Genomic DNA, 12,058 nt, shown 5'->3' with positions numbered 1-12,058 from the left:
GATTTTCAGCCCTAAATGCCTGAATGTAACAACTTAGTTACAGCACCTCTGATGCTATTTTCACCATGGCACTGGTTTCACCCGCTCGGCGGGGTATGTTAGTGCTTATTCGATAGGGCTAATGTTTCATTAACTTATCAATAGGACTTATCAAGACCCTAAGCATGGCCTCATTAAAACGAACAATGACACAACAAGCGAATGAGGCTCTGCGACAACAAGGAGTGAGCAATGCAAGATGAATCAAGCAAGCAGTGGAAAGCCGCAACCCAAGCCATTCATGCCGGGCATGAGCGCGAAGCCTTTGGTACTTTGGTGACGCCACTTTATCAAACGGCGACCTTTGTCTTTGAGTCGGCGCAGCAAGGTGGTGAGCGATTCGCTGGCAACGAACCCGGTTATATTTATACTCGCCTAGGTAACCCGACAGTTGCCGAGCTGGAACGTAAAATGGCGATTTTAGAAGGGGCAGAAGCGGCGGCAGCAACGGCTTCTGGCATGGGGGCCGTATCGGCGGCGCTGTTGGCTAACCTCCAGATGGGCGATCATTTAGTGGCTTCCAATGCGGTTTATGGCTGCACCTTCGCCCTTATGACCAGCCAATTTGCCCGCTTCGGTATCGAAGTCACCTTAGTCGATTTTACCGATTTAGCGGCCATTGAGCGGGCCATCAAAGCCAACACTCGGGTGATTTTTTGCGAAACTCCGGTTAATCCTCATTTACAGGTGTTTGATCTCAAAGGTATCGCCGATATTGCGAAACGGCATCAGCTTGTCAGCATTGTCGATAATACTTTTATGACGCCGCTGCTGCAGCAACCCTTGGCATTCGGTATCGATTTAGTGGTACACAGTGCGACTAAGTATTTGAATGGACACGGCGATGTAATTGCCGGCGTCGTGTGTGGCAGTGAAGAGCAGCTGCACAGAGTGAAATATGAAATCCTAAAAGATATCGGCGCCGTCATGTCTCCCCACGATGCTTGGCTGATTTTGCGCGGGCTGAAAACCTTAGATGTGCGTTTGCAGCGCCATTGTGACAGTGCCCAGCGTGTTGCCGAGTTTTTGGAGCAACATCCTGCTGTGACTCGGGTGTATTATCCAGGGCTTAAATCTCATTCAGGGCACCGATTTATTGGTGGACAGATGGCGAGAGCTGGTGGCGTGATTGCCTTTGAGTTAGCCGCCTCTCTTGAGCAAGCCATGGCTTTTGTGGGTTACCTTAAGCTGTTTTCAATCGCTGTAAGTTTGGGGGATGCGGAATCCCTTATTCAGCACCCAGCTTCCATGACCCATTCGCCCTACACGCCAGAGGCTCGCCAAGCCGCGGGGATAAGTGATAATTTACTGCGGATCTCAATCGGTTTAGAGGATTGTGACGATATCATCGAGGATTTAAACCAAGCCTTGGCCATGCTGGCATAAGGCTCTGTTAGGTTTAGTGAAAGGATGCCCTTATGGCATCCTATTTGTTTGATGGCACGACGCAATTTGCTATATCACCACCTACATCACCAACAACGCTATCTGCAAAGAATGGGTTATGTTAGCGATTCGCAATATTTGTTTTGAGCTGTTTGGAAATTCATAAAAGCTTCGTCTATGTTTGATTGACGGCCACGGAAGTAGGACGAAAGGCCGAATTTCAAGGAGAGAGGAAGCATTATGAAAATAACACACCGTTTACCCGCAATGGTGAGTGCCATTGTCTTTTCAGCCCTGTTTGCACTACCTGCGATGGCGGCCGATCCCGTTAAAGAAGCCAGTAAAGTACAAACTCAAGCTAAGACCGATGCTAAAAGTATGGCAATGGATGCTAAGCAAGCCATGCCTGATTCGGCTCAGGTGAATATCAATACCGCCTCGTCTGAGCAGTTACAAATGCTCAAGGGCATTGGGGCGGCCAAGGCGCAGGCCATCATAGACTATCGAACGCAGAATGGTAAATTTAAGGCCATTGATGAGTTGGCCAATGTCTCAGGCATTGGCGCTAAGTTGATTGAGCAAAATCGCCATATGATAAAGCTCTAGGGATAAGGCGCCTCCTGACTCTTGGTGCTGGAGCCCTTATAAGAAAAAGCCTGCATTAGCAGGCTTTTATCATTTTCACTTGGCTAGTTTGCCTATAGATTGTCCAGTTAAACCGGATATTTGCCAAACGGACGGATTAGCACTTGATCCCATAGGAGCCATGGGGGATAATCCGCGTCGTTCGGTGATCATCCACCAAGTGATACACTCGAAGTTATGGTGACCCTAGGGTCCCCCCGCAATGATAACTTGTGAACTCGGCCAGGCCCGGAAGGGAGCAACCGCAGCAAGCGACTCGTGTGCCGGGGTGTCGGCTCTAGGGGAACCTCCAAATTTCCCCCATTCTTTTCCAATCTTTTTTATCTTTAACTCAGCAACTAGCCAGCTTAGCATTTAGCAACACTACTGAATTTACTCGTAAAAGCTTGTTGCAAATCGATGTAGCTATGCCACTTTCGTATGACTTAGCTGTCGGCTTCTTCCTGCTGCATTCTTTTTTGTAGATTCTGTTTAAGAAAGGCGCGTGATTTCTCTAATGCTGCTTGGATTTCTCGTTTGAGCTCTTGCAACTCGTTGTAATCTTCGAAGAAATAGGTGTCGACTAGGTGACGAATATAGCGCACTGGCAGTTGATTGAGTGTCACACAGCAGAGATCAGCTAAATAATCCTCCGGTAATTCATCCATCAGGCCTTCATCGGATAACATTTCCATTAAGAGAACTTCGTAATAGTTACGGATTTCGAGTTGCATCGCTGTGCTCCATGATGATTTTTATTGAGTTTGCTACCACAAATGGTTGGCTGCAATAAAAAGTTGGCTATGTCTTTGGCTTAATTGTAGTTCGTCTCGGCTGTAGCCGCCGCCAATTACCGCCGCAACAGGAATATTTGCCGCTTTTGCCATCGATAACACGGTTAGATCACGTTGATACAATCCCTGCTTGCTGATCTTTAGGTGCCCTAAGTCATCATCTTGATGAATATCGACGCCGGCGTCATACAGGATGAGATCTGGCTGATGGAGTCGAATCAGCAGTTCGAGAGTCTGTTCGACGGTTTCCTGATAAGCGTTGTCATCTGCACCTTTCGTCAGTTCAATATCATAGTGTGACTGCTGTTTACGACTGGGAAAATTCTCTTTGCAATGGATGGAGCAACTGATAATGCCCTGATGCCTGTGGCTGAGGGTGGCTGTGCCATCACCTTGATGCACGTCACAGTCAAAAATTAGCACCTTATGTAATTGCTGCTCGGCCATCAGTTTGCGGGCGGCGATAATCAAGTCGTTGAAAATACAGTAGCCGCTGCCAAAGTCATAGTGTGCATGGTGATAACCGCCCGTTAAGTGAAGGGCAATACCCGTTTGCAAGGCTAAATGTGCGGTCAAACTCGTCCCCGATACCGAGTGTAAAGTGCGCTCGACTAAGGCTTCACTCCATGGAAAGCCGATGCGTCTTAAGGCCGTACTGGCTAAGCTGCCTTGGATAAATTGTTCGACATAATCTTGCTGATGCACCTGCATTACATCTTCTGCCGTCATCGGCGAGGGAGTATGGAATTGAGCCGGTACAGCCAGTTGATTATCGAGCAGATACTGATAAAGGCGTGCGTATTTGGTCGTGGGAAAGCGGTGGTGGGAGGGTAACGCCAGCTTGGAGTAGCTGGCGTGATAAACCAATGGGATCATCTTGATTAGAGTTGTGAAATAGCCCAGCTCATAAACTCTTTACGTGTTTTCTCATCGGCTTGTAACCACCAGTATTGCAACATCTGTTGTGGATTCGCGCCAGCCGCTTTAGAAGTATCAACCGGAGCGGTTAATGAGGTGGCGTTCACAGCTGCCTGGGCAGAAGTGGGGGCTGGCGTGGCAACAACCGCCGCTGTGCCTGCTGCGCCCGTTGCTGCGGCTGCAGTGCCTGACACATCTACCGCTTGGTTACCGCTAAAGAGACGGGAGACAAAGCTCTCTTCTTCAATGTCGGTGTTTGTCACTTTGTAATTCACCTGACCTTTGTCAGAGCGGGTTAATACGACCTGAGGATTTTGAGCGAAGGTTTTAGGCTTTTTAATGACCTTGCCCTCAGCGGCTTGCAAATAATATTGATGATCGCCGTCGACTTCTAAGGTCACGATAAAAGGGGAAGACTTTACGAAGGTCTGGCTGTCACTGAAATCGTCTTCAACCATCTCATGGTAACGGATCGCGATTTTGTGAGTGCCGGGCGCCAACTCTAAGCTGCTTTTATGGTTGAATACGCTGGACTCGACTTTTTTGCCATCGAGGGCAAGGTATTCGAAGGACATAGGGATATTCAGATCTGCGGCAAAGGCTGAGGCAGAGCCGAGTAGCACTAGCAGGCTGCTGATTGGCAAAAGTGATTTCATTGTTGCTCCTTAACGATTATGACTCTGATGCGGACGTTCGAATGCTTGAATGCGATCTTCGATATAACTGATGGCTTGCCTGCATTTACCCAAACGACGATGCATCAAAAGGATGTCATTTTGCAAACGGATTTTGTCAGCACTATGACAGTTTTCAAGTTTTGATTCCATTTCTGCAATTTTTTGTTCAAATTTCTTAGCCCAATTCAGATGCTTATTCAGTTCGGCATAGATTTCGTGGCTATTTTGTAACACATTGCTGGCAATCCAAGCAAACCCACTGGCTTGGTGCGATTGGGTCTGTTGTTGGGCAAAACGCGCGCGTTTACTGGCACGTTGTTGATTTTTAGACTTTATATCGATTGAGGTCGTCAGTAGTGCTCGTTTAACCGCGGTAAAACGGTCTTGAATACGTTCACAGCTTAAGGCGATGGTTTGCGGCGCGAGTTTTAGGGCGATTTGTTTCTCTAACTGACAGATACTATTACGAATTTGTTCAATGCAGGGCATCAGTTGGGCGCCATTTTGAATAAACAGCGACTGATTAAAGCGCTCAATATCCTGCAGAAGTTTACGCTGGCTCGGCGCAAGATGACTATCATGTTGCAGTACCTCTTGCTCAAGTGTTGTGAGCTGATTTTTCAACGTGCTGATTAGCTGCGAAGTGTTCAAAACCATGCGCTCCATGCCAGATTAGCGGCAATTGACAGGACAATTAATATAAACAAAGGCCGAATAAAAGGCATACCAAATTTTATCGCGCAGCGGGCGCCGATAAAGGAGCCGAGCATCATAGATAACCCCATCCACAAACCGATTTGCCAATGGACTTGCCCTAGAAAGCCAAAGATCGCCAGCGCCGTTAAGTTACTGGTAAAGGTCATGGCTCTGGCAAGCGCGCAGCTATGCAACAGCGGTAGTTTGTATAAAGCGCCTGAACTTACAGTCCAAAAGGCGCCAATGCCAGGGCCGGCAAAACCATCATAACCACCCAGCAGGAGCCCTTGCAGACTTTGTTTGAGTTTAGATTGAGCTTTTGTTGGTGCCTGACAATCGGTATCCGAGATGGCATTTGGGCTCAGCAGGCTGTAAATCGCGATGCCAATAATGAGCAGTGGTAAGGCTTTTTCAAGCCACTGTGCATTTAACAAGTACACCAACACACTGCCGAGTACTGCACCAATAAAGGTGGCGATAAACGCCATATACCAAAAACTGGGTTTGAGCAGATGTTGGCGATAATAGGTCCAAGCCGCCATGGAGGAGCCAAAACTGGCGGCAAATTTATTGGTACCTAAGGCGGTGTGGGGCGGGATCCCGAGGGTGAGCAGGGCAGGAATGGAGAGCAGGCCTCCACCACCGACTACGGCATCGATAAAACCTGCAATTAAGCCAATGACAGCCAACAGGGCCCAGTTACTGGGCTCGAGTAACAACTCCAAATCTTAATCCTACTCAATGACTCGTCTAAAGGGGGGCAGTGCGTCTAGCAAGGATTTGCCGTAACGTTTGGTCACTAATCGTCTATCAAGGATAGTGACTCGGCCATAATCCTGCTCTTTACGCAGTAATCTACCACAACTTTGGATAAGCTTTCGCGATGCATCTGGAATGGTGAGTTGCAGAAACGGATTTCCGCCCTTTATTTTCACATACTCGGCATGGGCTTGCTCAACGGGCGATGTCGGCACCGCAAAGGGCAGCTTAGTGACGATGAGGTTGGTGAGGTAATCTCCGGGTAAGTCTAGACCTTCAGAAAAACTGCCCGTGCCGAACAAAATACTCGGCTCACCTTTGTCACACTTGGCTTTGTGGGTCTCAAGCAATTGCTGGCGTGGGGCATTTCCTTGAATAAGGATTTCCTGCGTGAGTTTGCCCTCAAGCAATTCGGCCACTTTCTCCATTTGCCAGTAAGATGCAAACAACACTAAGGTGGCCATTTCGCCGTCAATCAGCTCTAGAATGTGCTCGGCAAGCTCTGCGGTATAGGCATCGTCCGTCGGCTCGGTTTTCATCTTAGGTAAGTAGAGCGTGGCGTTATTCGGATAATCGAAGGGCGATTGCAGGGCGAGATAACGACTGCCGTCCTTTACCGATAATCCCACTTGATGGGCGAAATGGTCGAAGTTATTCAGCGCGCGCAGGGTTGCGCTGCACAGCACGACGCCAGCCGCCTTTTGCCACAGCATGGATTCGAGCATAAAACCAACTTCAATCGGCGAGGCGCTAAACAAGTAATCGACCTGTTTGCCTGTGAGCAATTCAATCCAGCGGGCGAGGGGCGCGCCTTTAGTAGAATCTTCCTTTGCCATCATTTTCCAGAGCTTTTGCAGGTTTTCGAGTCGCTGCAACATAAAGCCCATTTCGGCCTGTAGCGCTTCCGCTTGGTGCTTAGGAATGTCGCCATCTTTGATCGCCTCAGCCAGCAATAATTGCATCTTGTTAAATTGCTTGAGGGCAAGATTGGAGGTGGCCGCGAGATTCTCGGCGGGGATTTTCAGTGCATCGGGCAATTTGCCGTGTTCGAACCGATAGCGGCTCTCAGGATTAGCAAACTGCTTGGTCTGGGTATCACAGAAGTGGGCGACTTGATTGAGCTGAGCGATTAAGTCACCGATATGATCCTGCATCGCCTGCGCTGGGGCAATGATATTGTTGCTCTTTATCTGATTTTGTAACTTGGCGCTGGTCTTACCGACTTTTTCGAGCCAGTCGGCGGCGCCTCTAAGCGTTGCCTGTGCGCTAGAAAAGTCCCGGGCGACGATAGGTAAGTGGTGAGCTTCGTCAATGACATAAAATACGTCTTCGGGATCGGGCAAAATCACCCCGCCCCCCAGCTCTAAGTCGGCAAACAGCAAACTGTGGTTGGCGATCAGTACATCCCAAGTGTCCACATCCTCGCGGGCCTTGTGAAACGGGCAATTACGATGACTGGCAAGTTGCCGATGACAACTGTGTTTATCGCAGGCGATTTGTTGCCAGAGATGGTCCGGTATCGGTGTCGATAACGTATCGATTTCACCGTTCCAGCGGCCTTCATTAAAGTCGCTTAGCAGCTCCTGCAACATGGCAATTTGGCTGTTATCTGGCTTTGTTTGCCACATGGCCATTTGGGTACTGTTATCATCGCCGATTAGCATGGCAAGTTTGGATAAACAGACATAACGCTGGCGCCCTTTTACCAGACCAAAGCGAAAGTTTAGCCCTGATTGTTCGAGAAAAAACGGTAAGTCTTTGTGCAGTAACTGCTCCTGCAGCGCCACGGTTGCTGTGGCGATACAGACCTTTTTCTTACTCGCAAGTGCAAGCGGAATGGTGCCTAAAATATAAGACAATGATTTACCAATCCCCGTACCCGCTTCGACCACTATGATGCGTCTATCTTTGTCATAGTCGCCAGCAAGAGTCTTAGAGATTTCTGCCACCATAAAATTTTGCTCGCGGCGTGGCCTAAAATTAGGCAAAGCGGCGGCAATATCTTTATAGATAGCGCGGATCTGGTTTTTTACGTTGTCAGGTAACATGCGGCACTACTTTATCGAATTAATGCTGTACATAATAACAGTGATTGCATAGCCTAAGAAACTTTTCTGCCATTTTATGGCAATTTTATTCTGTGTCCCGAGAATCAATAAGCAGCGAGAGCCTTAGAGTGAAACCGCAGTTGAATCCCCCCGAGAGTCTGACGCCTGAAACGGCTGCGCCAGTGAGTGTACAGGGACGCGTCCTCACGCGCCATGCTATTACGCGTGGTGCAACGCTTGTGCTGCAGTATTATCTCGCCACCGTTTCAGGCCCTGTGCTGGTGGAGTTACCTGGCTCTGAGTACATTTGTTTTTGTCATCAAAGCGATATGTCGGCATTGCAGTTACAAACGCCGGGGCAGGCACTGCGCTTTGTACCGCTTGCACTTAAAAGCTTTAAAAGACAATCCGTGGCGGCGATTTATGCCCAGTCGAGCAGTGTGTATCGTCACTTACAGCGGATAGCGACGGATGCTGGCATTCCCTTATTTGAGGCGGATATCCGTCCCGAGCAGCGTTTTTTAATCGAGCGTTTTGTCGCGCTCGATGTGGCATTTTTAGGGCATTTTGTCAGCAACGCTGGCATAGATGAACAATTGCCCATTTTTAGCGCTGTACGCGCGAAAGCCGTTGCGCCGCAGCCAGAAATAAAATTGCGTTCAATCTCCCTCGATTTTGAATGCAGTTTTGACGGATTACTCTATTCCGTGGCCCTTTATGGGCGCGATGCGCAATCTCAGCCCTATGAAAAAGTCATTATGGTGGGTGAGCCGCAGCTTGATGCTGCAATCTACATCGAATGGGTGAGCGATGAAGCGGCGCTTATCCATCGTCTCATCGCTTGGTTTACTGAGTTTGATCCCGATGTGATCATTGGTTGGTCTGTGGTGACCTTTGATTTGGCCCTATTATATCGGCGTGCGTTGCTGCACCGGATCCCGCTGCGTATCGGCCGCGGTGGCGCGCTTCTCGAATGGAAGGTTGAAAATAAATTTCGGCCAGAAACCTTAAGCTTGCCGGGAAGAGTGGTGCTCGATGGTATCGATTGGTTAAAGGCGGCCTTTTATCAATTCGAACGTTTCTCCTTGGAGTTTGTTGCCCAAACTTTACTCGGTGAAGGCAAAGCGATTCATGATGTAGAAAATCGATCCCAAGAGATTGATGCGCTATTTGCCGAAAATAAACAAGGGCTTGCACATTATAATCTCACCGATAGCCGCTTAGTGTGGGATATCTTCGAGCATACTCAATTGTGGGACTTTGCCCTTGCTCGCGCCGAGTTAACGGGGTTAGAACTCGGGCGCGTAGGTGCGTCAGTCGCGGCATTTAATCATCTGTATTTACCGCATTTACATAGAGCAGGCTTCGTTGCGCCCGCAGAGCCGGCCAGCCAAGGAATTGAAAGCCCTGGCGGTTATGTGATGGATTCTGTCCCTGGGTTCTACCAGCATATTTTAGTGTTTGACTTTAAAAGTCTTTATCCATCAATTATCCGGACTTTTTTGATAGATCCTAAGGGATTAATTGAAGGCTTGGATAACAGTGAGGAACAGGCTTTGGATGAGGCTGAAATTGTTCCTGGCTTTTTAGGCGCTCGTTTTAATCGGCAGCAACCGATCCTGCCAAAACTTATTCAGAACCTCTCCGAACAGCGAGAAAAAGCCAAGCGGGAGGCGAATGCGCCTTTATCGCAAGCGATTAAAATCATTATGAATTCGCTTTATGGGGTTTTAGGTTCCCAAGGCTGTGTGTTCCATGATGCGAAACTGGCAAGCTCCATCACCATGCGTGGTCATCAAATCATGAAGCAAACCCGAGCTTGGATCGAGGAGATGGGCTATCAAGTGATTTATGGAGATACTGACTCTACCTTCGTCTATTTAGGCCCAGAGCCAGATCTCAGTGATATTAATGCCTTAGGTAAACAGATTGCTGCGCAAATCAATCAGCAATGGCAGAGTAAAATCGCAAAGGATTTTCAGCTAGAAAGCTTCCTCGAATTGCAGTTTGAACGCCATTACGAACAGTTTTTTATGCCGACCCTGCGGGGCTCGGAGGAGGGCAGTAAGAAGCGTTATGTTGGTGCTTGGCGCAATAAGGATGGTGCGCTAGAAATCACTTTTAAGGGGATGGAGCAGGTTCGCAGTGATTGGAGCCCCTTGGCGCGAAAGGTGCAAGCCGAACTCTACGAACGTATGTTTAATCAACGGGATATAAGTGGCTATTTGACGGACGTGATAGGCGAACTGCAGGCTGGGAAGCGTGATAATGAGTTAGTTTTTAGCAAACGTATGCGCCGTAATCTAGACGAATACACTGCCAAGTCTTCTCCCCATGTGAAAGTCGCACGTCAGCTTTGTGAGTTAACAGGAAAGGCATCCTATGGCAAGAGAGGCGCGCAGATTGATTATGTGATCACTGTAAACGGTCCTGAACCAGTTTCGTATAGATCGTCTACAATTGATTATCAATACTACGTTGATAAGCAGATTACTCCTATTGCAGAGCCAGTTTTTTCAATTATGAAATTAAATTACACACAGATTGCCTCTAAACAGCTGTTGTTAATTTAGTGTTTTGCTTGTGTGTTTTGTGTTTTGTTTTAGGAGGTTTGTAGTGTTTTAACCTGTTTTGTAGAGGTTAAGCGCGTAGTTTTTGTGATGTTTCTCTACATAATTTTTAGGTTTCACTTGGAGAGTGTAATGAAAATTTGCTACTCTCACTGGGAAATTGTAAGGAAATATAACAACGGAATGACGTTGATAAAACATAAACGAAAAGGTTAAGCACCAAATGAACAAAACGTTAGTAGCAACTGCGCTAGCAGCACTCTTTCTCGCTCCATCAGTATCTGCAATCGAAATCTACAAAGATGATAAAAATGCAGTAGAAATTGGTGGATTTATTGATGTGCGCGTAATCAATACCCAAGGTGAAACTGAAGTTGTTAATGGTGCTTCTCGAATTAATTTTGGTTTCAGCCGTGAGTTAACCCATGGTTGGAATGCATTTGCCAAATTGGAATGGGGTGTGAACCCTGTTGGCAACAGCGACATTGTCTATAACAACCGCTTTGAATCTGTGCAAGATGAGTTTTTCTACAATCGTTTAGGTTATGCAGGTATAAGCCACGATGAATACGGTACTATCACCATTGGTAAACAATGGGGTGCTTGGTATGACGTGGTTTATAACACTAACTACGGTTTTGTGTGGGATGGTAACTCAGCTGGTGTTTACACTTTTAACAAAGATGACGGTGCGGTAAACGGCGTTGGTCGTGGTGATAAAGTCGTTCAATACCGTAACAGCATAGGTGATGTTAGCTTTGCGGTTCAGGCGCAATTGAAAAACAGCAGCTTCTACACTTGTGATATTGAGAATATCACAGAGGAAGCCTGTGAAGTTGAATGGAACGCTGGTAAGAAAGAAGCACAACAAGTTACCTATGATTACACCTATGGCGGTTCGGTGACTTATAAAGCGACCGAAAAACTCAGCTTGATGGCGGGTGTCAACCGTGGTGAATTTGATATTGCCTATGGTAATGGTGAGCAAAAAACCGCTGTTGATTTAATCTACGGTGTGGGTGCGACCTGGGGCGATTTCGACAAGAATGGCTTATATGCTGCCGCGAACGTTCACAAAGAAGAGAACCATGATACCGACAACATCGGCCGTTTGATTAAAGATGCCTACGGTGTTGAAACTTTAGTTTCTTACAAGTTTGATAACGGTTTACGTCCATTTGTTTCTTATAACATTCTGGATGCTGGTAAAGACTATGTTATTCAACCAAACTTTAACGCCGATCCTAACGATGTGTTCAAGCGTCAGTTTGTGGTTGTAGGTTTACACTTTGTTTGGGATCCAAACACAGTTCTTTATGTCGAAGCACGTAAAGACTACAGCGACTTTACCAGCGCCGATCAAGCACAAGAAGCCAGAATGTCATTATCAGAGGACGACGGCATCGCGATTGGTATTCGCTATACGCTATAAGCCTCAGATTTAACTATTGAGTAGATGTTAGATAACTCAGTACTAAAAAACGCCAGTCAGCAATGACTGGCGTTTTTGTTACAAAACTAAGAACTGATTCCTGAGAAATGTGTAT

The 12,058-nt window shown here is 47.3% G+C and carries 10 protein-coding genes and 1 other RNA gene; 5 read left to right on the top strand and 6 right to left on the bottom strand.

Annotation, left to right across the window (positions count from 1 at the left end):
- Positions 1-231 precede the first annotated feature (231 nt).
- The 3 genes from megL (at position 232) to ffs (ending at position 2,354) form a co-directional block, all read left to right on the top strand.
- A complete protein-coding gene (gene megL, locus SHEWMR4_RS13020; RefSeq protein WP_011623231.1) occupies positions 232-1,425 on the top strand; it encodes a methionine gamma-lyase in 1,194 nt (397 codons plus the stop codon).
- A 240-nt stretch (positions 1,426-1,665) separates the two neighbouring features.
- Positions 1,666-2,031: a ComEA family DNA-binding protein gene (locus SHEWMR4_RS13015; RefSeq protein WP_011623230.1), complete on the top strand. Its 366-nt coding sequence runs from the start codon at positions 1,666-1,668 to the stop codon at positions 2,029-2,031.
- A gap of 225 nt (positions 2,032-2,256) precedes the next feature.
- An RNA gene (gene ffs / locus SHEWMR4_RS20620) (signal recognition particle sRNA small type) lies at positions 2,257-2,354 on the top strand.
- Between the two features lie 141 nt (positions 2,355-2,495).
- On the opposite strand, the gene SHEWMR4_RS13010 is transcribed toward ffs, so the two are convergent.
- From SHEWMR4_RS13010 to dinG, 6 genes are read right to left on the bottom strand one after another with little or no spacing between them, the layout of a single operon-like run.
- A complete protein-coding gene (locus SHEWMR4_RS13010) occupies positions 2,496-2,783 on the bottom strand; it encodes a late competence development ComFB family protein (RefSeq protein ID WP_011623229.1) in 288 nt (95 codons plus the stop codon).
- Between the two features lie 33 nt (positions 2,784-2,816).
- Positions 2,817-3,719, bottom strand: coding sequence for a histone deacetylase (locus SHEWMR4_RS13005; RefSeq protein ID WP_011623228.1), 903 nt, complete (start codon positions 3,717-3,719; stop codon positions 2,817-2,819).
- 5 nt (positions 3,720-3,724) lie between these two features.
- A complete protein-coding gene (locus SHEWMR4_RS13000; protein ID WP_011623227.1) occupies positions 3,725-4,417 on the bottom strand; it encodes a DUF2057 domain-containing protein in 693 nt (230 codons plus the stop codon).
- 9 nt (positions 4,418-4,426) lie between these two features.
- On the bottom strand, positions 4,427-5,095 hold the full coding sequence (locus SHEWMR4_RS12995; RefSeq protein WP_011623226.1) for a primosomal replication protein: 669 nt from the start codon (positions 5,093-5,095) through the stop codon (positions 4,427-4,429).
- Positions 5,086-5,859, bottom strand: coding sequence for a sulfite exporter TauE/SafE family protein (locus tag SHEWMR4_RS12990; protein WP_011623225.1), 774 nt, complete (start codon positions 5,857-5,859; stop codon positions 5,086-5,088). The genes SHEWMR4_RS12995 and SHEWMR4_RS12990 overlap by 10 nt, the downstream gene beginning before the upstream one ends.
- A 9-nt stretch (positions 5,860-5,868) precedes the next feature.
- Complete coding sequence (gene dinG / locus SHEWMR4_RS12985) at positions 5,869-7,941, bottom strand: ATP-dependent DNA helicase DinG (protein WP_011623224.1); 2,073 nt, start codon at positions 7,939-7,941, stop codon at positions 5,869-5,871.
- A gap of 140 nt (positions 7,942-8,081) precedes the next feature.
- On the opposite strand from dinG, the gene SHEWMR4_RS12980 reads away from it, so the two are divergent.
- Both SHEWMR4_RS12980 and SHEWMR4_RS12975 read left to right on the top strand, forming a co-directional pair.
- The gene (locus SHEWMR4_RS12980) at positions 8,082-10,514 is read left to right on the top strand and encodes a DNA polymerase II (protein WP_011623223.1); all 2,433 of its coding nucleotides are present in this window, start codon (positions 8,082-8,084) and stop codon (positions 10,512-10,514) included.
- A gap of 220 nt (positions 10,515-10,734) precedes the next feature.
- On the top strand, positions 10,735-11,943 hold the full coding sequence (locus SHEWMR4_RS12975; protein ID WP_011623222.1) for a porin: 1,209 nt from the start codon (positions 10,735-10,737) through the stop codon (positions 11,941-11,943).
- Positions 11,944-12,058 lie beyond the last annotated feature (115 nt).

This window comes from Shewanella sp. MR-4 (genome assembly GCF_000014685.1).
Lineage (GTDB): Bacteria > Pseudomonadota > Gammaproteobacteria > Enterobacterales > Shewanellaceae > Shewanella.
Note: the sequence above shows the minus strand (reverse complement) of the source record. Positions and strands in the feature narration are given on the sequence as shown.